General features: G+C 73.8%; 19 protein-coding genes. 10 read left to right on the top strand and 9 right to left on the bottom strand.

From position 1 onward, the window contains the following. The first annotated feature begins 2 nt into the window (after nucleotides 1–2). Complete coding sequence (gene ligD, locus ACFQQL_RS00630; protein ID WP_382390205.1) at nucleotides 3–965, top strand: non-homologous end-joining DNA ligase; 963 nt, start codon at nucleotides 3–5, stop codon at nucleotides 963–965. A gap of 100 nt (nucleotides 966–1065) precedes the next feature. Here the strand turns inward: ligD and hemL are convergent, their stop codons facing one another. The 6 genes from hemL to hemE form a co-directional block, all read right to left on the bottom strand. Then, nucleotides 1066–2457, bottom strand: coding sequence for a glutamate-1-semialdehyde 2,1-aminomutase (gene hemL / locus ACFQQL_RS00625; protein WP_382390203.1), 1392 nt, complete (start codon nucleotides 2455–2457; stop codon nucleotides 1066–1068). A 63-nt stretch (nucleotides 2458–2520) separates the two neighbouring features. Beyond that, nucleotides 2521–3501 carry a porphobilinogen synthase gene (hemB, locus tag ACFQQL_RS00620; protein ID WP_382390201.1) on the bottom strand — a complete coding sequence of 327 codons (981 nt, stop codon included), beginning with the start codon at nucleotides 3499–3501 and terminating at the stop codon, nucleotides 2521–2523. Continuing rightward, entirely contained in the window at nucleotides 3498–4238 is a 741-nt protein-coding gene (locus tag ACFQQL_RS00615; protein WP_382390199.1) for a uroporphyrinogen-III synthase, read from the bottom strand. Before ACFQQL_RS00615 ends, hemB begins: the two co-directional genes overlap by 4 nt. A gap of 58 nt (nucleotides 4239–4296) precedes the next feature. Beyond that, the gene (hemC, locus tag ACFQQL_RS00610; protein WP_382390197.1) at nucleotides 4297–5307 is read right to left on the bottom strand and encodes a hydroxymethylbilane synthase; all 1011 of its coding nucleotides are present in this window, start codon (nucleotides 5305–5307) and stop codon (nucleotides 4297–4299) included. A 185-nt stretch (nucleotides 5308–5492) separates the two neighbouring features. Then, nucleotides 5493–6863 (bottom strand): protoporphyrinogen/coproporphyrinogen oxidase, encoded by a 1371-nt coding sequence (locus tag ACFQQL_RS00605; protein WP_382390195.1) that lies wholly within the window; start codon nucleotides 6861–6863, stop codon nucleotides 5493–5495. A 30-nt stretch (nucleotides 6864–6893) separates the two neighbouring features. After that, nucleotides 6894–7922, bottom strand: a complete 1029-nt coding sequence (hemE, locus tag ACFQQL_RS00600) for a uroporphyrinogen decarboxylase (RefSeq protein WP_382390193.1) — start codon at nucleotides 7920–7922, stop codon at nucleotides 6894–6896. Nucleotides 7923–8017: 95 nt separating this feature from the next. On the opposite strand from hemE, the gene ACFQQL_RS00595 reads away from it, so the two are divergent. The 3 genes from ACFQQL_RS00595 to hemQ are packed head-to-tail and all read left to right on the top strand — an operon-like array spanning nucleotide 8018 to nucleotide 11282. Then, nucleotides 8018–9439, top strand: a complete 1422-nt coding sequence (locus ACFQQL_RS00595) for a glutamyl-tRNA reductase (protein WP_382390191.1) — start codon at nucleotides 8018–8020, stop codon at nucleotides 9437–9439. Continuing rightward, nucleotides 9436–10557 carry a ferrochelatase gene (locus ACFQQL_RS00590; RefSeq protein ID WP_382390189.1) on the top strand — a complete coding sequence of 374 codons (1122 nt, stop codon included), beginning with the start codon at nucleotides 9436–9438 and terminating at the stop codon, nucleotides 10555–10557. Before ACFQQL_RS00595 ends, ACFQQL_RS00590 begins: the two co-directional genes overlap by 4 nt. Next, nucleotides 10557–11282, top strand: a complete 726-nt coding sequence (gene hemQ, locus ACFQQL_RS00585) for a hydrogen peroxide-dependent heme synthase (protein WP_382390187.1) — start codon at nucleotides 10557–10559, stop codon at nucleotides 11280–11282. Before ACFQQL_RS00590 ends, hemQ begins: the two co-directional genes overlap by 1 nt. Before the next feature lie 34 nt (nucleotides 11283–11316). Here the strand turns inward: hemQ and ACFQQL_RS00580 are convergent, their stop codons facing one another. Both ACFQQL_RS00580 and ACFQQL_RS00575 read right to left on the bottom strand, forming a co-directional pair. Continuing rightward, the gene (locus tag ACFQQL_RS00580) at nucleotides 11317–12141 is read right to left on the bottom strand and encodes a fructosamine kinase family protein (protein ID WP_382390185.1); all 825 of its coding nucleotides are present in this window, start codon (nucleotides 12139–12141) and stop codon (nucleotides 11317–11319) included. Then, nucleotides 12138–12947: a putative protein N(5)-glutamine methyltransferase gene (locus ACFQQL_RS00575; protein WP_382390183.1), complete on the bottom strand. Its 810-nt coding sequence runs from the start codon at nucleotides 12945–12947 to the stop codon at nucleotides 12138–12140. Before ACFQQL_RS00575 ends, ACFQQL_RS00580 begins: the two co-directional genes overlap by 4 nt. A gap of 163 nt (nucleotides 12948–13110) precedes the next feature. Between ACFQQL_RS00575 and ACFQQL_RS00570 the strand changes: the two genes are divergently transcribed. The 3 genes from ACFQQL_RS00570 to ACFQQL_RS00560 all read left to right on the top strand — a co-directional run bounded on the left by ACFQQL_RS00570 (nucleotide 13111) and on the right by ACFQQL_RS00560 (nucleotide 15590). Beyond that, nucleotides 13111–13371, top strand: a complete 261-nt coding sequence (locus ACFQQL_RS00570; protein WP_382390181.1) for a hypothetical protein — start codon at nucleotides 13111–13113, stop codon at nucleotides 13369–13371. Then, nucleotides 13368–15008, top strand: coding sequence for a PGAP1-like alpha/beta domain-containing protein (locus ACFQQL_RS00565; protein ID WP_382390179.1), 1641 nt, complete (start codon nucleotides 13368–13370; stop codon nucleotides 15006–15008). The genes ACFQQL_RS00570 and ACFQQL_RS00565 overlap by 4 nt, the downstream gene beginning before the upstream one ends. Before the next feature lie 90 nt (nucleotides 15009–15098). Continuing rightward, nucleotides 15099–15590, top strand: coding sequence for a dsRBD fold-containing protein (locus ACFQQL_RS00560; RefSeq protein ID WP_382390177.1), 492 nt, complete (start codon nucleotides 15099–15101; stop codon nucleotides 15588–15590). Nucleotides 15591–15612: 22 nt separating this feature from the next. On the opposite strand, the gene ACFQQL_RS00555 is transcribed toward ACFQQL_RS00560, so the two are convergent. Continuing rightward, complete coding sequence (locus ACFQQL_RS00555) at nucleotides 15613–15990, bottom strand: phage holin family protein (protein ID WP_382390175.1); 378 nt, start codon at nucleotides 15988–15990, stop codon at nucleotides 15613–15615. Nucleotides 15991–16093: 103 nt separating this feature from the next. Here ACFQQL_RS00555 and hisC point away from each other — a divergent pair, with 103 nt between their 5' ends. The 3 genes from hisC (at nucleotide 16094) to ACFQQL_RS00540 (ending at nucleotide 19640) form a co-directional block, all read left to right on the top strand. Further along, nucleotides 16094–17191: a histidinol-phosphate transaminase gene (gene hisC, locus ACFQQL_RS00550; protein ID WP_382390173.1), complete on the top strand. Its 1098-nt coding sequence runs from the start codon at nucleotides 16094–16096 to the stop codon at nucleotides 17189–17191. A 314-nt stretch (nucleotides 17192–17505) separates the two neighbouring features. Then, nucleotides 17506–18645, top strand: a complete 1140-nt coding sequence (pdhA, locus tag ACFQQL_RS00545; RefSeq protein ID WP_382390171.1) for a pyruvate dehydrogenase (acetyl-transferring) E1 component subunit alpha — start codon at nucleotides 17506–17508, stop codon at nucleotides 18643–18645. Beyond that, nucleotides 18642–19640 (top strand): alpha-ketoacid dehydrogenase subunit beta, encoded by a 999-nt coding sequence (locus ACFQQL_RS00540; RefSeq protein ID WP_382390169.1) that lies wholly within the window; start codon nucleotides 18642–18644, stop codon nucleotides 19638–19640. The genes pdhA and ACFQQL_RS00540 overlap by 4 nt, the downstream gene beginning before the upstream one ends. Nucleotides 19641–19656: the final 16 nt, after the last annotated feature.

Genomic DNA, 19656 nt, shown 5'->3' with positions numbered 1-19656 from the left:
CTATGGCCAAGGCGAGTGCGCCGTCGACCGAGCTCGAGGTCGGCGGTCGCACGGTGCGCATCTCCAACCCGGACCGGGTGTACTTCCCGGAGCCCGGGCACACGAAGCTGGACCTCGCCAACTACTACCTCGCCGTCGGTGACGGCATCGTGAACGCCCTGCGGGAACGGCCGTGCATGCTGCATCGCTATCCCGAGGGCATCACCGGGGAGAAGGTCCACCAGAAGCGGCTGCCGCGCGGTGCCCCGGAGTGGATGGAGACCGTGCAGGTCTATTTCCCACGTTTCGGTCGCACCGCCGACGAGCTGTGCGTCACCGAGCTCGCCCAGGTGATCTGGGCGGTGCAGATGTCCACGGTCGAGTTCCACCCCTGGAACAGCCGCCGCGCGGACGTGGAGAAACCCGACGAGTGGCGTATCGACCTCGACCCGGGCGACGACTGCGCGTTCGACACCGTCCGCCGCGTCGCGGTCGTGGCCCACGAGGTCCTCGACGAGCTCGGCGCCACCGGGTTCCCGAAGACCACGGGCGGCGGCGGCCTGCACGTCTACGTGCGCATCCGGCCCGAGCACGGGTTTCAGGACGTGCGCCGCGCCGCGCTCGCCTTCGCCCGCGAGGTCGAGCGCCGCACCCCCGACGACGCCGAGACCACCTGGTGGCGCAAGGACCGCGATCCGGCCAAGGTGTTCGTCGACTTCAACCAGAACGCCCGTGACCACACGATCGCCTGCGCCTACTCGGTTCGCGGCACCCCACAGGCCACCGTCTCGGCGCCGCTGACCTGGGACGAGGTGCCCGACTGCGAGCCCGGCGACTTCACGGTCGCGACCATGCCGGAGAGATACGGGCGGCTCGGGGACCTGCACGCCGGCATCGACGAGGAGGTCTTCGACATCGCGCCGCTGCTGCAGTGGGCCGAGCGCGACGAGGCCGAGGGCGAGGAGGCTCCTCCGGAGGAGGATTGAGCGTGCGGTGGTCGTGCTCAGGTGGGGACGTCGTACGCCCAGCCGGGCCGCCACTCGAACGGCGCGGTCATGCGGCTCACCGTAGGACCATGCGGTGACGTCAGGCGGGTCGCGCCTCCGCGGCTGCCCGCGCCGCCGCGGGCAGGGCCGCCAGGATCGCCTCCACCGCGGCCTCGTCGTGCGCGGCGGAGAGGAACCAGGCCTCGAAGACCGACGGCGGCAGCGCGACGCCGGCCTCGAGCATGGCGTGGAAGAACGGCGGGTAGCGGAACGTCTCCTGCGCCTGGGCGTCGGTGTAGTCCCACACGCCGTCCTTGGCCGCCGCCTCACCGAACATGACCGAGAAGAGGTTGCCCGCGCGCTGCACCCGGTGCGGGACACCGGCGGCGGTGAGCGCTTCCGCGGAAGCGTCCGCGACCGCACCGGCGACCTCGTCCACACGGGCGTAGACGGCGGCGTCAGCCAGCCGGAGCGTGGCCAGGCCCGCGGCGGTGGCGAGGGGGTTCCCGGACAGGGTGCCGGCCTGGTAGACCGGGCCGCTCGGCGCGAGCAGGTCCATGAGATCGGCCCGTCCGCCGACGGCGGCGAGCGGCATGCCGCCGCCGACCACCTTGCCGAACGTGACGAGGTCGGGGACCCAACCCTCGCCGTCGCCGTCGCCGTCGCTGTCGTGCTTGTTGTCGCCGGCTCCTCGCGCTCCGCTCGTTCCTCGCTCGCGCTCGTCGCCGTCGTGCTCGTTCTCCAGGCCCCACCAGCCGGCGGGCCCGACCCGGAAGCCGGTGAGCACCTCGTCGAGGATCAGCAGCGCCCCGTGGTCGGCGGTCAGCCGTCGCAGCGTCGCGTTGAATCCCGGCTCGGGCGGCACCACGCCCATGTTGGCCGGCGCCGCCTCGGTGATCACCGCCGCGATCTGCTCGCCACGCTCGGCGAAGACCTCCTCCAGGGCCTCGACGTCGTTGTACGGCACCACGACGGTCTCGGCGGCGCTCGCGGCCGTCACGCCCGCGGAGCCCGGCAGCGAGAGCGTCGCGACGCCCGACCCGGCCTCGGCGAGCAGCGCGTCGACGTGCCCGTGGTAGCAGCCGGCGAACTTCACGATCAGGTCGCGCCCAGTCGCACCGCGGGCCAGCCGGACGGCGGTCATCGTCGCCTCGGTGCCCGTGGAGACCATCCGCACCTTCTCGGCCGGCCGGACACGGTCCCGGATCGCCTCCGCCAGCTCCACCTCCGTCTCGGTGGGGGCGCCGAAGGACAGGCCCCGGCGGGCTGCCGCGGTCACGGCCTCGACCACCTCGGGGTGCGCGTGCCCGAGAAGCCCCGGACCCCAGCTCATGACGAGGTCGACGTACTGGCGCCCGGCGGTGTCCGTGACGTGCGGGCCGGCGGCGGAGGCGATGAAGCGCGGGTCGCCGCCCACGGAGCCGTAGGCCCGAACGGGCGAGTTCACCCCGCCGGGGATGACGGCTCGGGCGCGCGCGAACAGGTCGTCCATACCGGTCCTCTCGTACGGATGTCGTCGGCGGTCACAAGGTACCGCCGAGGCTGACGGGCGCTCTCAGCGCAGCCAGCCGGCCAGCTCGGTGGCCCAGTACGTCAGCACGACGTCGGCGCCCGCCCGCCGGAGGCCGAGCACCGACTCCTCGATCGCCGCCCGGCGGTCGATCCAGCCCTGTGCGGCGGCCGCCTCGATCATCGCGTACTCGCCCGAGACCTGGTAGGCGGCCACCGGCACGGAAGAGATGGCCGCGACGTCGGACAGCACGTCCAGGTAGCTCATGGCCGGCTTGACCATGACGACGTCGGCGCCCTCCACCAGGTCCAGCGTCGCCTCGCGCAGACCCTCCCGTCGGTTCGCCGGATCCATCTGGTACGTGCGCCGGTCGCCCTCGAGCTGGGACTCCACGGCGTCCCGGAACGGGCCAAAGAAGGCCGAGGCGTACTTCGCCGAGTAGGCCAGGACCGAGGTCTGGGTGTGCCCGGAAGCGTCCAGCGCCTCCCGCACGGCCATGACCTGGCCGTCCATCATCCCGCTCAGGCCGAGCATGTGGGCGCCGGTCTCTGCCTGGGCGAGCGCCATGTCCTGGTAGCGCTCGAGGGTCGCGTCGTTGTCCACCGCACCCCGGTCGTCCAGGACGCCGCAGTGGCCGTGGTCGGTGAACTCGTCGAGGCACAGGTCGGACATGACCACCACGGTGTCGCCGACCTCCTCCACCAGGGCGCGCAGCCCGACGTTGAGGATGCCGTCCGGGTCCGTCGCGCCGCTGCCCACCGCGTCGCGCACCCGGGGGACGCCGAAGAGCATGAGCCCGCCCACGCCGGCCTCGGCGGCCTCGACGGCGGCGCGGCGGAGGGAGTCGAGGGTGTGCTGGGCGACGCCGGGCATGGAGGCCAGCGGCGCCGGTGCCTCGGCGCCCTCCCGGAGGAACATCGGCAGGACGAGGTCGGCCGGGTCCGTGCGGTGCTCCGCCAGCAGCCGGCGCATCGGCGGCGTGGTCCGCGCTCGCCTGGGACGGTCGGTGGGGCCGGTCGGTGTCATGGGTTCTCCGTTCGGGCGAGGGAGTCGAGGACGGCGACCACGCCGTCCGGGGTCTGCTCGTCGGCGACGGCGTGCACGGTCAGCCCGGCGCGACGGGCGTCCGCAGCCGTGACGGGGCCGAGCGCGACCACGCGGATCGCCTCGTGCAGCGGGCTCTGCTCGGCCAGGGCCCGCGCTGTCGAGCCGGACGTGAGGACCACGGCCCCGAGGCCGTCGGAGGCGAGCAGGGCCCGGGTCTCCAGGTCTGGCGGGGTGGTCACGGTGTCGTAGACGGGGATCTCCGTCACGTCCCAGCCCCGCTCCCGCAGACCGGCCGCCAGCGTGGCGGACGCCCGGGCGGAGCGGGGCCACAGCACGTGCCGGTCCTCCCCGGGCGGCGGCCACGCGGCCACGAGGTCCGCCGCCGAGCTGCGCGGTGGGACGAGCGCCGCCTCGACGCCGGCGGCGGCGAGAGCCCGTGCGGTGGACGGGCCGACGGCGGCCACGGAGGCGCGGCCGGCGAGCTCGCCCAGCGTGGCGCCACGGGCCGCGGCGCGCTCGGCAAGTACCTCTGCCGTCGTGGCGCTGGTCACCGCGACCCACCGATGGTCGGGCCAGGACGCCAGGGCCTGGTCGAGGACCGCCGGCTCGGCGGGAACCGTCCGCACCAGCGTGGCCGTGACCGGTTGGTGACCGGCGTCGCGGAGCGCCCGCGCGAGCGGGTCGTCCCTCCGGTCGCGTGGCAGCAGCACCTTCATCGCGCCGGGGCCTTCACGTGTGTCGGGACCGTCACCTGTCTCGGGGCCTTCGCGTGCGTCACAGCCCGGCGACCTTCGCTGCCCCCTCGGCGAGCATCTCCTCGGCCACCCGCTCGCCCAGCTGCACCGCGTGGTTCCAGACCTGCTCGTCCAGGGCGTCCGGCGTCTCCTCCGCCAGCGCCGCGACGTCCGCCTCCGTGGGCACCGCCGTGCTGGCGGTCCGCACCAGTGCCTCGCCGCCGTCCGGGGCGAAGACACCCGCCCGCAGCTCGAGCCGCGCCGGCTCGCCGTCGTGCAGCGTGGCGTACGCTCCGACGGGTGCGGTGCAGCCCGCCTCGAGGGTGCGCAGGACGGCGCGCTCCGCGAGGACCGCGAGCCGGGTCGGCACGTGGTCGATGCGCCGTACGGACTCGCCCAACGGGCCGTCCAGGTCCTCCGTGCGGCACTCCACGGCCAGCGCCCCCTGCCCGGGGGCGGGGAGCATGATGTCGGGACCGAGGGTCTCGGTGACGCGGCCGAGCAGGCCCAGACGGGTGAGCCCGGCACGGGCCAGCACCACGGCGTGCAGGTCCTCCTCGGTCCGGCGCAGGCGGGTCTCGACGTTGCCGCGGATGTCCAGCACCTCGAGGTCCGGCCGGTGCCGACGCAGCTGCGCGGCGCGGCGTGGCGAGCCGGTGCCCACACGCGCCCCCTGCGGCAGGTCTGCGAGCGTGCGGCCGTCCCGGGCGCACAGCACGTCACGGGCGTCGGCCCGGTGCGGCAGGGCCGCGACCGTGAGGCCCGGGGTCGGGACGGTGGGCAGGTCCTTGAGGGAGTGCACCGCGACGTCACACTCGCCCGCCAGCAGCGCCTCGCGCAGCGCGGCCGCGAACACCCCGGCACCGCCGAGGGTGGACAGGGACGCGGACGAGCGGTCGCCCTCCGTGCGGATCCGGACCAGCTCGACATCGCGCCCGGACGCCGCGCCGATCGCCTCGGCCACGGTCGTCGTCTGGGTGAGGGCCAGGTCGCTGCCCCGCGTGCCGATGCGGAGCGGCGCGGGTCGCGTGGCGGGCGTGGGTGCAGTCACGCAGGCCAGTCTCGCCACCCTCCGAGGAAAAGTCGAGACGGCTTAATGACGCTGCGTCAGAACAATTCCCGCGGTGTGACGCCGGTCATTCTTTCGGGTGACGGACGACGAATACGCAAGGGTTGCGTGCCGAAAATCACGAACAATGTGATTATGACGGCCCGTCAGAACTATTTGACAAGCTGTCAGAAAGCAATTGTGGTCTGCGCCGTCCGCGTCCCCGTCGCCGCGCCGTCGGGGACCACGGCACCCAGCCCGGTCCCGGCAACCCAGGAGCCGGTCACGGCCAGCCCGGGCAGCATCGCGACCCGGTTGCGCAGGTCCGCGACCGCGGAACGGTGCGCGGGTGTGGTCGGGGACAGCGCCCCGGCCCGGACCACGACGGCGGCGTCGAGAACCTCCTCGATCGGGGCGCCGAGCAGCCGGCTCGCGTCCGCCGTCGCCCGGTCCACCTCGCCGGCACCACCGTGGTAGGACAGCCGCAGCACATGCTCCCCGGGTGCCGTCGCGGCGGCCAGCCAGCGCCACTTCGCCGACGCGTGGGTGAGCGCCTTGGCGTCCACCGGGCCGGCCCCCGGGGCCACCAGCAGGCCGGACCCGCGGGGCGCGGTGTCCAGCGCCGGCGCCCGAACCACGAGCGTGACGTGGGTGATCGTCGCGCCGGCCGGCAGCTGGGGGAGCGGGCCGGGCAGGACCTCGCCGAGCAGCCCCAGCGCGGTTGCGCCGTCGGTGGCGACGATGAGGCGGGAGGTGGCGATCCGGGCGGGCCCGCCGTCACCGGCGCGAACCTCGACCTCCCAGCCCCGTCCGGGCACGATCCGGGCGGCCGCGGCGCGCGTGCGGATCCTGCCCCCGCCGGCCCGGACGGCCGCGGCCAGGGCGCGCGGCAGGCGGAACAGGCCGCCGGTCGTCGTGGCCACCGTCGGTCCCGCCGGGGCCGCGGCGCGCAGCGCCCGGACCGCCGCCGAGAGGGAGCCGTGACGGGCCAGCCCGTCCCGCAGCCCGGGGATCACGGAGTCGACGGCGAGGTCGGCCGGGTCGGCGGAGTGGATACCGCCCGCCACGGGCCGCACCAGCCGGTCCAGGACCGCCTCGCCCATGCGCCGCCGGACCAGGTCCGCCAGGTCCTCGCTGCCGGCCCCCACGTCCGCCCCGAGCCGGAGATCCTGTGCGGCCGCGGAAGCCCCGTCGGGCCCGAGTGCCGCCACCACCTCCGGGTCGGCCGGGTCTGCGGGGATGCCGAGGACGGACTCGGCCGGGATCGGGAACGTGGCGTCCGCCGTGTAGACCCACGAGCGCCCCGCGGGCGTCTCGACCGGCAGCCCGAGCGACTCGGCAAGCTCGCGCACGTCCGGGCGGCGCAGTGCGAACGCCTCGGCCCCGAGGTCGATCTCGTGACCGCCGACCACGTCGCCGACCACCAGGCCGCCCACGTCGCCGGACGCCTCGAGCACCACGGGCCGCACGCCGTGGCTCACCAGCGCGTGGGCGGCGGACAGGCCCGCCATGCCCGCGCCGACCACCACGGCGTCCGCCTGCCGCGCGTCCGGGGTCACCTCGCCAGCCTCACAGTCCCGGCACCAGGCTCACAGCGTGTGCACCAGCTCGACCAGCCGTGTCAGCACGGTGGGGTCGGTGCTCGGCGGCACCCCGTGCCCGAGGTTCACCACGTGCCCGGGTGCCGTACGGCCGCGTTCGACGACGTCCCGCACGTGCGCCTCGAGCACCGGCCACGGGGCGGCCAGGAACGCCGGGTCGATGTTGCCCTGCAGCGGCGTGCGGCCACCGAGGCGCCGGTTGGCCTCGTCCAGCGGGATCCGGTGGTCCACGCCGACGGCGTCCGCGCCGGCGTCCCGCATCGCGGCGAGCAGCTCGCCGGTGCCGGTCCCGAAGTGCACCCGCGGTACGCGGGTCGGGTCGAGGTCGTCCAGGTGCGCCAGCGCCCGGGCGCTGTAGGGAGCCGCGTGCGCGGCGTAGTCCGGCAGCGAGAGCGCGCCGGCCCACGAGTCGAAGAGCTGGGCGGCCCGGGCCCCCGCGAGGACCTGCGCCCGCATGAACTGCCCGGTCAGATCCGCGGCCCACTCCATGAGTCGCCGCCATGTCGCGGGGTCGGCGTGCATGAGCGTCCGGGCCGCGAGGTGGTCGCGCGAGGGCCGACCCTCGACGAGGTAGGCGGCCAGCGTGAACGGCGCGCCCGCGAAGCCGATCAGCGGGGTGGCCTCCCCGAGCTCGGCGACCACGAGGCGGGCCGCCTCGGCGACGGCGGACGGGTCGCCGGGCTCGTGTGCGACGAGCGCGTCGACGTCGGCGGCCGTGCGCACCGGGTGCTCCACCACGGGCCCGACGCCGGCGACGATGTCCACCCCGACGCCCGCCAGGCGGAGCGGGACGACGATGTCCGAGAACAGGATCGCGGCGTCCACCCCGTGCCGTCGCACCGGCTGCAGGGTGATCTCCGCCGCCAGGTCCGGCCGCAGGCACGACTCGAGCATCCCGACGCCGCGGCGGGCCTCGCGGTACTCCGGCAGGGACCGGCCGGCCTGTCGCATGAACCACACCGGCAGCGTCGGGGTGCGCCGGCCGCGGAATGCCTCGAGCAGGGCAGGACCCGGCAATTCCTGGGAATCGTGCTCGGGTGTGTCCGGCGACACATCTGCGCCAGGTGCTGAATTCGTCACCAGGACATTGTGCCTGCCCGTCGGAGAAATGGTTGAATACAGGTCTTGTGGTGCTCGTGATGCTCTCCGCCAACCACCACGACGTGGACCTCGCCGACATCGACCGCCTCTCGACCGGCGCCATCGGGCTCGGCCCCCGCGTCGTGGAGCAGGCCCCTGCCGTGCGCGGCGCCGTCGTGCTCGCCACGTGCAACCGGCTCGAGGTCTATCTCGACGCCGAGGACGGCGGCCAGTCCGCGGCCGCGGCGGCCGTCTACCGGGCCGTGGCGGACGGCAGCGGGATCTCGCTGGACGAGGTGGCCCGTCTCATGCGGATCTCCCAGGACCAGACCGCGGTCGCGCATCTCTTCGAGGTCGCCGCCGGCCTGGACTCGATGGTCGTGGGCGAACGGGAGATCGCCGGGCAGGTACGTCGGGCGCTCGCCGACGCCCGCCGCGCGGAGATCACCACACCGCTCCTCGAGCGCACCCTCCAGCACGCCGCTCGCACCTCGCGGCAGGTTGCGGTCGAGACGGATCTCGCGCGTGCCGGCAGATCCGTCGTGGCGGTCGCGCTCGACCTCGCCGCGGCGCGGCTCTTCTGCCACGGTGACGAGCCCCGATCCGACCATGAGCAGGCGACGCACAACGCGCACGGCATCCCGCAGGAGAGCTGGGCCGGGCGCCGCACGCTGCTCGTCGGCACCGGTGCCTATGCGGGCGCCGCCCTCGCGGCGCTGCGTGCCCGCGGCGTCTCCGACGTCGCGGTCTGGTCCGCGTCCGGGCGCGCCGAGTCCTTCGCCGCCTCCCACGCGACCGCCGTCGCGCCCGCCGACCTCGACGCCGCCCTCGCCGCCGCGGACCTCGTGGTCACCTGCCGCGGCACCGGTACCCCGGTCCTGGACGCCGGCACCGTCGGCAGAGCCCTCGCCGCCCGGGACCAGGACGGCCCGCCGCTCGTGGTGGTCGACCTCGCGCTGCACCGCGACGTCGAACCCTCCGTCGCGACCCGCCCGGGCGTGCTGCTCGTGGACCTCGAGGCCGTCCGCGAGCACGCGCCGGCCACCACCGCCGCCGAGATCCTCCGGGCCCGCGCCCTCGTCGAGGACGGTGTGCGGAGCCTCGCCGAGGCGACGGCGGAGCGGCAGATGGACGCCGCTGTCGTCGCACTGCGCGCGAAGGTGGCGGACGTCGTCGCCGACGAGCTCGACCGCCTGCCCGAGGACGGGTCCGTGCCCGCCGACCGTGCCGCGCAGTCGCTGCGCCGGCTCGCCGCCCGCCTCGTGCACCTGCCGACCGTCCTGGCCCGCGAGGCCGGCCGTGAGGGGCGCGCGGAGGAGCACCTGCGCGCCCTGGAGCAGGTGCTCGGCGTCAGCGTCGAGCAGCCCCCCACGACCACGACCAGGACCGCGCCCGCCGCGGCACCCGAGCCGGTCACCGTGCCGGAGACCCTCAGCACCGAAAGAACGCGATGAACCACCTCACCCCATACGACGCCGTCCTGCTGCTCTCCTTCGGTGGCCCGGAGAAGCCCGAGGACGTCGTGCCGTTCCTGCGCAATGTCACGGCCGGCCGCGGTATCCCGGACTCCCGTCTGGCGGAGGTGGGCGAGCACTACTACGCGTTCGGCGGCCGAAGCCCGATCAACGACCAGAACAAGGCGCTGCTCGCCGCGCTGCGCAGCGAGCTGGGCGAGCGTGGCGTGGACATCCCGGTCGCGTGGGGCAACCGCAACTGGGACCCGTACCTCGTGGACGCGCTGCGCGAGCTGCACGAGAACGGCGCCCGGCGCGTCCTCACCCTCGTGACCAGCGCCTACGCCTCTTACTCGGGCTGCCGGCAGTACCGGGAGAACCTCGCCGCAGCGCTGGGCACCCTCGCCGAGGAGGGCCGCTACCTCGAGGTCGACAAGGTCCGCCCGTACTTCAACGACCCCGGCTTCGTCGCGGCGAACGTCGACGCCGTCGTGGGCGCGTACGAGCGGCTCGGGGTCCCGCCGTCGCCCGCGGCGCCCCTGGTGTTCGTCACCCACTCCATCCCGACGACGATGGAGGTCGCCTCCGGCGTCGGGAACCCCGCGAGCTATTCCGGCCAGCACCTCGACGTGGCGTCCGTGGTCGCCGGCCGTGCCGCTGAGCTGCTCGGCGCGCCCATCCCGTGGGAGCTGGCCTACTGCTCCCGCTCGGGCACGCCGTTCACCCCGTGGACCGAGCCGGACGTGAGCCGGAGCATCGCCGCGCTGCACGCCGACGGCGCGGCGAACGTGGTGCTTGCCCCGATCGGGTTCGTCTCCGACCACATGGAGGTCATCTACGACCTCGACACCGAGGCGAAGGAGACCGCGGACGAGCTCGGCATGCCGATGGAGCGGGCGGCGACCGCCGGCACGCACCCGTCGTTCGTCTCGGGCCTGGTGGACCTCCTCCTCGAGCGCGCCGCGACCGAGCGGGGTGAGGCCCCCGAGCGGCCCACCCTCGGCACGCTCGGCCCCTGGCACGACGTCTGCCCGCCCGGGTGCTGCTACCTGCGTGCCGGCGTCGACTCTGGCGTGCCGGCCGCGTGCGAGCAGACCGACGTCGTGACGGTCGCCTGATGAGCGACGCCCCGCGGATCGGTGGCGACCTCGAGGAGTCCGCGACCGAGGCCATCAACAGCCAGGTCAGCTACACGATGTGGGCCGTGTTCGCCACGGCCGCACCGCTGCCCGGCGGCACCTCCGAGCGCTCGGAGCTCGTCGCCGGGGCGCTGGGCGGCGTCGAGGCCGCCGGTGTCACGGTCCGCGGCTGGTACGACGTCGCGGGCCTGCGCGCCGACGCCGACCTCATGGTGTGGTGGCACGCCGAGACCGTCGAGGAGGTCCAGGACGCCTACCACCGGCTGCTCGCCTCGGACCTCGGCGGGCACCTGGAGTCCGTGTGGTCGGTGGTGGCGCTGCACCGCCCCGCCGAGTTCAACAAGCGGCACGTCCCGGCCTACCTCGCCGGTGAGGCGCCCGGGAAGTACCTGTGCGTCTACCCGTTCGTGCGCTCCTACGACTGGTACCTGCTTCCGGAGGACGAGCGCCGCGACCTGCTGCGCGAGCACGGCCTGGCCGCGCGCGGCTACGGCGACGTGCGGGCCAACACGGTGGCGGCGTTCGCGCTCGGCGACTACGAGTGGATCCTCGCCTTCGAGGCGCCGGAGCTGCACCGCATCGTGGACCTCATGCGGGACCTGCGCGCCACGGGCGCGCGCCGGCACGTCCGCGAGGAGGTCCCGTTCTTCACCGGCCCGCGCGTGGAGCTGGCCGACTGGGCGGAGCGCCAGCCCCGCACCTGACCCCGCCGCGACTCGTCACTCTTGTGCCGACTGATCACGCGTAGCGCGCCGCCACCGAGACGGTCTGGGCCCCGTACCCGCCGCCGAACAGCGCCGCGTGCACGATCAGGATGTGCAGCTGGTGCAGCCCGACCCGCTCGCGCCACCCCTCCGCGAGCGGCGAGATCTCGTGGTAGCCGGCGACGATCCGCTCCAGGTGCGGGGCGCCGAACACGCCCAGCTGCGCCAGGTCGGACTCCGCATGACCCCCGTGGGCGGCCGGATCGATGAGTGTGCCGCCATGCTCGCGCGACCACAGCACGTTGCCCGACCACAGATCTCCGTGCAGCCGGGCCACCCCGTCGGTCACGAGCGCAGGCTGCGGTGCGTCGTGCACCCCGGCGGCCACCCGTTCGGCGCAGCGTTCGACGGTCGCCGCACCCGCCTCGTCGATCGAGCCGTTCCCGACGGCGTCGGCCAGGTACGGCATGATCCGGTCCGCGGCGTAGAACTCGCCCCAGGACGCGTCCGACGCCGGAGCCGCGCCCGTCGAGTCGCTCGTACCGGTGGCCGCCGCGCGCAACGGCAGCCTCGCGAGGCCCATGAAGCCGCCGGCGTGGTCACTGCCGGCGTCGAACCCGGGTGGTGGGCAGCCGTGGTGGGAGGCGCCCGCCGCATGGGTCAGGGCCAACGCCCGACCGAACGCCTCCGCGGCCTCCGCCGTCGGGGCGCCGTCGTCCACTCGCCGCGTCTCGAGCACGCCGGGGGAGTGGCTGACGACCTCGGCGACCGCGGCGCCGCCGGCCTCCGCCAGCCAGCGCAGTCCCGCGACCTCGAACGCGATCGCCCGCTCCGGGCCGGTCTTCCGAAAGGTGCTCACGCGTCCATCGTGCCTGACCGTCCGAGCACAGCCGTGGCCCCGATCTCCTCCTCGTCGTGGATCGATGCCGCCAGGCGGGCGGCGCGGACGAGCGCCGCCGCGGCGGTTGCCTGCCCCGCCGAGCACTCGAGCAGGAGGATGCCGCCCGGGGCGAGCCAGTCCGGTGCGCCGGCGATGACCCGCCGCTGGACGTCGAGCCCGTCGCCGCCGCCGTCGAGAGCCACGCGGTGCTCGTGATCGCGCGCCTCGGTCGGCATGCGGGCGATCTGGTCGGTCGGCACGTACGGGGCGTTCGCCAGCAGCACGTCGACCCGGCCCCGCAGGTTCTCCGGCAACGGGTCGTAGAGGTCACCGAGCAGCACCCGCTCGGGCGGCAGGTTCCGCCGCGCGCACGCGACGGCGTCCGGGTCGACGTCGCTCGCCCAGACCTCCGCATCGCCTACCTGCCGGAGCACGGCGGCCGCGAGAGCACCCGTGCCGCACCCGAGGTCGACCACGACGGCGTCGCGGACGGCGCGCAGCTGGTCGACGGCGAGGCGCACCAGCAGCGCGGACCGTCGCCGGGGCACGAACACCCCGGGTGCCACATCGACCCGGACGCCCCCCAGCTCGGCCCATCCCAGCACCTGCTCGAGCGGTTCGCCGCCGACCCGGCGCGCGACCATGGTCTCGAGCGTCTCCGGGCTACCCGCCTCGACGCGCAGGAGCGTCGCCTCCTCCTCGGCGAAGACGCAGCCCGCCGCACGCAGCCGCGCGGCGAGCGCAGCGTCCGGGTCGGTCTCAGCGGGACGCTCAGCGGTGGCCATCGGGCGTGATCCTCGCACGCGGCGCCCAACGCCCCGGACGCACATGTCCACAGCCGACCAATCATGACGCGCTTTCCACAGCGCCGCCGCTCGGGAGGAGGGCGCGCCCGTGCCGCGACCTAGCGTCACGACGACGGGGCAGGCACGACCGGAAGGGCTTCAGATGAGCGGCGGACACGGGATCTTCACCGTCGATGCAGGCGTCGGCTCCGCGCTCGACGCCCTCGAACAGGTGCGCCGGGTGACGGTCCAGGCATATCCGCAGCGTTGGCACGGCGTCGCAGCCGACCGCTACTCGTCGGCGATCACCGGCCTGCTCCAGCAGATCCAGGTGATCAACGCCTCGCTCCACGGCGTGCTCCCGGCGGCTCGCACGGCCGAGGACGCGGCACGAGCCGACATCGCCAGCGGGCGCTCGGTATGAGCGTGCGCGTCCCGGAGGTGGACGGGGGCCTCGGTCTCACCGGAGACGTCCCGGCCACCGACCTCGTCGTCGTCGGTGGCTCGCCGCCCTTCGACCCGGCCCGGATCAGCGTCGACACGGACGAGGTGTTCTACCTCTCGACGACGCTCGAGATTGCCGCCTCGCTCGCGGATCTCGTCGACGAGAGGGTGGCGCTGCTCGTCGGCGGCGTGGAGTCCGAGGCACACATCCACGACGTCCAGCACCTGTACCAGGAGGTGCTCGGACGGCTCGAGGAGGTCCGGCACGGCCCCGCCGGCGTGCGGGCGCTCGCCGCCAACCTCCGGGAGCTGGCGTCCGACCTGCGACTTCAGCTCATCGTGTACAACGGCGCGGAGCAGCAGGTCACTGCGTCGTTCGACCCGCCGTGGTGGCGGACGATCCTCAGCCTCCTCCCACCGCCGATCGGCGGTCGGCTGCGCAGCCTGGCCCGCCTGGAGGACGTCGGCGAGGTGGCCCTGCACCTCTGGGGTTACGCACACCTGCTCGCCGTACAGCTCGTGCCGGGCGACGTCCCGCTCGTCCCCGACGCGCCCTACGGCCCGATGACGAGCTTCCTCGCGAACGAGCTCGGTGAGCGTATGCAGTACATGAACCACGAGATCGTCCGCGGCTACTACATCCACGGCGGGCAGCCCATCGACGTCACCGGGATGACGCCCGTACAACGCGCGGCACTGGTCGCGTTCAGCTGGCTGCGGGTGCCGTCCACGCTCCTGGTCGGGGCGGGAGGTCCGGACGTGCGGACGAACCCGTTCATCGACCGTGCCGGCCTCCAACGGCCTGGCGTCAGCGGGCAGACGGGAACGCCGCAGGCGATCCCGACGGCGATCGGACGCGCCGTCGCCACGCCGCGCAGCCCGGCCGAGGCGCTGGCACGGCTCGAGGAGACCTCGAACTACCTGCGGTGGCGCCACGGCTCCGGTCTGCCCGGCCAGCTGCACCGCCTCACGGGGGGAGGGGCCGGAGCGATCGAGATCCTGCGCACCACGACGTCGGACGGCGAGCGGCACTGGACGGTGCTGGTCCCCGGCACCCAGTCCCTCGCCGTCGGCAACACGAACCCGATGGACATGCAGACCAACCTCGAGGTCATCGCCGGGGTGCAGTCGGACATGGAGATCGGCGTGGCCCAGGCCATGCGGCAGATGGGCATCCCGGCGGACGAGCCGGTCTCGATCGTGGGCCACAGCCAGGGCGGCATGGTCGCGACGGCGATCGCGGCGGACCCGATCATGCAGCAGCAGTACGACATCTCCACGGTGCTCACCGCGGGCAGCCCCGTCGGCACCATCGACGACATCCCGCACGAGACGAACCTCATGCACCTCGAGGACATCCAGGACGGCATCGTCGGCCTCGACGGCGAGAGCAACGAGTCCGCACCGAACCGCACGACGGTGACGCACCTCAGCGAGAGCGCCACCAGCCCCGGGCAGTACCACGAGCTGCCGCCCTACGTGGACATGGCCGAGCGCCTGCCCGAGAGCGGCCACCCCGCCGCGGAACGCTGGGGGGCGATCGCCGAGGAGAGCATGGGCATGAATGACGACGGAGCCAGCACCGAGTCCTTCGTCTTCGAGCTCCACCGGCAGTAGCCGTCGCGGACCGGACCCGCGTTCCCCGTGCCGACCCACCCGGCTGGGCGCATGATGGTCGTGTCCGGAGCTCGACGTCGAGGAGGACGGATGAAGGCGACCACGGGAGACCGGATCGTGACGGCGTCCGGCGTCGTCGGTGGCGCGGTGCGCGAGGGCGTGATCGTCGAGGTCATGGGCGTCGACGGCGCACCGCCCTATCGGGTGCGCTGGTCGGACACCGCCGAGGAGACCATCTGCCACCCCGGCCCGGACAGCGTGGTCCGTCCGGAGGAACCGGGCGAGGCGGCGGGAGCGCCGCGGCCGCCGTCTCAGGTGCGGTCCCAGACCTGGCACGTGCAGCTCACGCTCGTGGAGTCCGGCGGCAGCACCGTCGCCGAGGCGACGCTCGTGGGCGGGAGCCCGGACCAGCTACGGGCGGTGGGTCACGCCCGCAAGGATCCCGGCGACGACGCGGTCCCGCTCATCGGCGACGAGGTCGCCGCGGGCCGTGCGTTGCACCGGCTCGCGGAGCGGCTGATGGAGGCCGCCGAGCACGACATCACGGCGCAGACCGGGCACCCGGCGCACGTGCACCGCTAGCCCGGTGGCCCCGTTGCCGCACTCAGCGCTTGCCGGGGATGACCAGATGCAGCAGCCAGCTGACGACCGCGATGACGACGCCGGCCACGACCGCGGTACCGAAGCCGTCGACGCTCAGGCCGAAGTTCGTGAAGGACGTGATCCAGCCTGTCAGCAGCAGCATCAGGGCGTTCACCACGAGGAAGAACAGGCCGAGCGTGATGATGTAGAACGGCAGCGACAGCACCTTGACCACCGGCTTCACCAGCATGTTGACCAGCGTGAAGACGAGGGCGACCACCGCCAGCGACAGGATCATCTGCCCCGTGCTCGAGCTCGGCGCCAGGGCGATGCCGCCGAACAGCCAGTCGCACAACCAGATGGCCGCCGCGTTCACCAGGAGCCGGATCACGAACCTCATGGTCCGATCCTGCCATCGTCGCGGTGCACGCGTCTGCCGGCCGGCGTGGTGGACCGTCCCCACGGGTTGGTCTCCGGGCCACGCGGTGCGGAATCATGGCGGCATGGCCGCCTCCCGCTCCGTCAGCCTCAGGCCCGAGATCGCCGCCCTTCCCGCCTACGTCCCCGGCGCGCGACCGACCCGCGGGCGGCAGGTGTACAAGCTCTCCAGCAACGAGCTGCCCTTCCCGCTGCTGCCACCGGTGGGCGCTGCGCTCGCCGATGCCGGCGTGGAGCTGAACCGCTACCCCGACATGTACGCCGCCGAGCTGACCGAGGCGCTCGGGGAGCGGCTGGGGGTGCCGGCCGAGAAGATCGTCGTGGGCAACGGTTCCGTGGCGGTGCTCTCCCACATCCTCGCGGCGGTGTGCCGACCTGGCGACGAGGTGGTCATGCCGTGGCGGTCCTTCGAGGCCTACCCGATCGCCGTCCCGGTCGCGGGCGCGGTGGCGGTCCAGGTCCCCGTGGACGATGCCGGACGGCACGACCTGGACGCGCTGCACGACGCGATCACGGACCAGACCCGCGTGGTGCTGCTCTGCAGCCCCAACAACCCGACCGGTCCGGCCCTCACCCAGACCGAGGTGCGGGAGTTCCTCACCTCCGTCCCACCGGACGTGCTGGTAGTCCTGGACGAGGCGTACCTGGAGTTCGTCCGCATCGAGGACCCCACCGACGGGATCGCTCTGCTCCCAGAGCACAAGAACCTCGTGGTCCTGCGCACGTTTTCCAAGGCGTACGGCCTCGCGGGCCTGCGCGTGGGCTACTCCGTCTCCCGGCGGCGGCTCGCCACCGGGATCCGGGCCGCGTCGACGCCGTTCGGCGTCAACGCCATGGCGCAGGCGGGCGCGCTCGCGGCCCTGAGCGCCATGGAGACCGTGCACGAGCGCGTGGCGCAGGTGGTCGCGGAGCGCGACCGCGTCGTGGCGGCGCTCGCCGAGCAGGGATGGCAGATCCCCGATCCGCAGGGCAACTTCGTCTGGCTCGAGCTGGGACGCCGTTCCGCCGCCTTCGCCGCGACCGCGCGCGACCGTGGGGTCCTGGTGCGCCCGTTCGACGGCGAGGGGGTCCGTGTCTCGGTCGGCGAGCCGGAAGGCAACGACCTCTTCCTCGACATCGCCGCGGACTGGATCGCCGATCGCGCCCCGCTCGCGAACGCCTGACGGCGCCCGCCAAGAGTTCCTCCGCCGCTCCGCCTCTCCGTGGGGTGTCCTGTGGACGCCCGCGCCGGCTCGTGGTACCCACAGGAGGGGACAACCCTGTGGAATCCCACAGATCGAGGACGGCTGATCAACGATGACCCGCAGTTCTTTGGAGGTATCCACGAATCGCAACCGACGGTGCCGTAGCCTACGCTGGCGTAGGTTTCGGGTCGCCACCCTGACCTGACCCACCGCCGTGCCTCGCCGCGCCACCCCTGCGGCGGGCACGGCGGATTCACGGAGGCTCACCGAGGCCGCCCGCCGAGGAGGTTCCCTTGACCGACCCGCTCACCCTCACCGACGCCGCCCCGTCGACGATCCAGCTGCTGGATCAGGAGGGCCGGCGACACCGCCACCCGGAGCTGACCCCCGCGCTCGACGCGCTCGGCGAGGACGCCGTCCGCGCGATGTACCGCGACATGGTGCTGACCCGGGCGTTCGACACCCAGGCCACCTCCCTGCAGCGTCAGGGAGAGCTCGGCCTCTGGGCGCAGAGCCTCGGCCAGGAGGCCGCCCAGGTCGGCTCCGGCCATGCGCTCGCCGCACGCGACTACGTCTTCCCCTCCTACCGCGAGCACGGCGTCGCGCAGGTCCGCGGGCTCGATCTGCGCGAGCTGCTCGCGCTCTTCCGCGGCACGCGGCACGGCGGTTGGGACCCGAAGGCCCACAACTTCCACCTCTACTCGATCGTCATCGCGACCCAGGCGTTGCACGCCGTCGGCTACGCCATGGGCATCCAGCGCGACGGCGATGTCGGCACCGGCAATCCCGCACGCGACCGCGCCGTCGTGTGCTACCTCGGCGACGGCGCCACCTCGCAGGGCGACGCCAACGAGGGGATGGTCTTCGCCGCCTCCGCGAACGCCCCCGTCGTCTTCTTCGTCCAGAACAACCAGTGGGCCATCTCGGTGCCCAGCTCCACCCAGTCGCGGGTTCCGCTGGCCATGCGCGGCGGCGGGTTCGGCATCCCGTCGCTCCGGGTCGACGGCAACGACCCGCTCGCCTGCTACGCCGCCACCCGCATCGCCCTGGAGCGTGCCCGGTCCGGCGGCGGGCCGACCCTGATCGAGGCGGTCACCTATCGGATGGGTGCCCACACCACCTCGGACGACCCGAGCCGCTACCGCACGCGCGAGGAGGAGGAGAGCTGGGCCCGGAAGGACCCGATCCGGCGAGTACGTGCCTGCCTCGAGCGGGAGGGGCGCGCCGAGGAGGACTTCTTCTCCGCCGTCGAGCACGAGGCGGACGAGCTCGCCGCCGCCACCCGCGACCACTGCCGCAGCCTCCGGGTTGGTCCGCCGACGGAGATGTTCGACCACGTCTACGCCACCCCCCATCCGCTGGTGGCGGGCGAGCGCGCCGACTTCGTCGCCCTCGAGGAGAGCTTCGCCGACGACGCCGGGGCGGCGTCATGAGCGCGACAGCGCTGTCCAAGGCCATCAACGCCGGGCTGCGGACCGCCATGGAGCGTGACCCGTCCGTAGTCCTCATGGGCGAGGACATCGGACCGCTCGGCGGTGTCTTCCGGGTCACCGACGGTCTCCAGGAGACCTTCGGTGCCGACCGCGTGGTCGACACCCCGCTCGCCGAGTCCGGCATCGTCGGCACCGCGATCGGCCTGGCCCTCGCCGGGTACCGGCCCGTCTGCGAGATCCAGTTCGACGGCTTCGTCTTCCCCGCCTTCGACCAGATCACCACCCAGCTGGCGAAGATCCGGTACCGCTCGATGGGCGACCTGCAGGTCCCCGTCGTCATCCGGATCCCGTACGGCGGCGGCATCGGCGCGATCGAGCACCACAGCGAGTCCCCGGAGACGTACTTCGCGCACACCGCCGGACTGCGCGTGGTCTCCCCGGCCACCGCCGTGGACGGCTTCACGATGATCCAGCAGGCCATCGCCTCGCCGGACCCCGTGCTGTTCCTCGAGCCGAAGGCCCGCTACTGGGAGCGGTCGGAGGCGGACCTCGAGTCCGAGGTCGACCTGACGGAGGAGGGCCTGACGACGGGCCTGCACGCCGCGCGCGTGGTTCGGCAGGGCACCGACGTGACGGTCGCGGGCTACGGGCCCACGGTCAAGACGCTGCTGTCCGCGGCCGACGTCGCGGCCGAGGAGGGCACGGCGCTGGAGGTCATCGACCTACGCTCGATCTCCCCGCTCGACGTCGACACCGTCGCCGCGTCGGTGGAGCGCACCGGGCGGCTCGTGGTCGCCCACGAGGCGCCGGTCTTCTTCGGCCCGGGCGCCGAGCTCGCGGCACGGGTCTCCGAGCGCTGCTTCTACTCCCTCGAGGCACCCGTGCTGCGGGTCGGCGGCTACCACACGCCGTACCCGGCGGCGAAGCACGAGGAGCACTACCTGCCGAACCTCGACCGGGTGCTCGACGCGGTCGAGCGGTCGCTGGCCTTCTGACCACACCGAGAGGAGC

It is taken from the genome of Georgenia alba (assembly GCF_042665525.1).
In the GTDB taxonomy this organism is placed as follows: Bacteria; Actinomycetota; Actinomycetes; order Actinomycetales; family Actinomycetaceae; genus Allobogoriella; species Allobogoriella alba.
Note: the sequence above shows the minus strand (reverse complement) of the source record. Positions and strands in the feature narration are given on the sequence as shown.

What these genes read in the sequence shown, in the direction of transcription:
- ligD (WP_382390205.1), top strand. Translation starts at nt 3, where the DNA reads ATGGCCAAGGCGAGTGCGCCGTCGACCGAGCTCGAGGTCGGCGGTCGC.
- hemL (WP_382390203.1), bottom strand. Translation starts at nt 2,457, where the DNA reads ATGGACGACCTGTTCGCGCGCGCCCGAGCCGTCATCCCCGGCGGGGTG.
- hemB (WP_382390201.1), bottom strand. Translation starts at nt 3,501, where the DNA reads ATGACACCGACCGGCCCCACCGACCGTCCCAGGCGAGCGCGGACCACG.
- ACFQQL_RS00615 (WP_382390199.1), bottom strand. Translation starts at nt 4,238, where the DNA reads ATGAAGGTGCTGCTGCCACGCGACCGGAGGGACGACCCGCTCGCGCGG.
- ACFQQL_RS00590 (WP_382390189.1), top strand. Translation starts at nt 9,436, where the DNA reads ATGAACCACCTCACCCCATACGACGCCGTCCTGCTGCTCTCCTTCGGT.
- hemQ (WP_382390187.1), top strand. Translation starts at nt 10,557, where the DNA reads ATGAGCGACGCCCCGCGGATCGGTGGCGACCTCGAGGAGTCCGCGACC.
- ACFQQL_RS00575 (WP_382390183.1), bottom strand. Translation starts at nt 12,947, where the DNA reads ATGGCCACCGCTGAGCGTCCCGCTGAGACCGACCCGGACGCTGCGCTC.
- ACFQQL_RS00570 (WP_382390181.1), top strand. Translation starts at nt 13,111, where the DNA reads ATGAGCGGCGGACACGGGATCTTCACCGTCGATGCAGGCGTCGGCTCC.
- ACFQQL_RS00565 (WP_382390179.1), top strand. Translation starts at nt 13,368, where the DNA reads ATGAGCGTGCGCGTCCCGGAGGTGGACGGGGGCCTCGGTCTCACCGGA.
- ACFQQL_RS00560 (WP_382390177.1), top strand. Translation starts at nt 15,099, where the DNA reads ATGAAGGCGACCACGGGAGACCGGATCGTGACGGCGTCCGGCGTCGTC.
- ACFQQL_RS00555 (WP_382390175.1), bottom strand. Translation starts at nt 15,990, where the DNA reads ATGAGGTTCGTGATCCGGCTCCTGGTGAACGCGGCGGCCATCTGGTTG.
- hisC (WP_382390173.1), top strand. Translation starts at nt 16,094, where the DNA reads ATGGCCGCCTCCCGCTCCGTCAGCCTCAGGCCCGAGATCGCCGCCCTT.
- ACFQQL_RS00540 (WP_382390169.1), top strand. Translation starts at nt 18,642, where the DNA reads ATGAGCGCGACAGCGCTGTCCAAGGCCATCAACGCCGGGCTGCGGACC.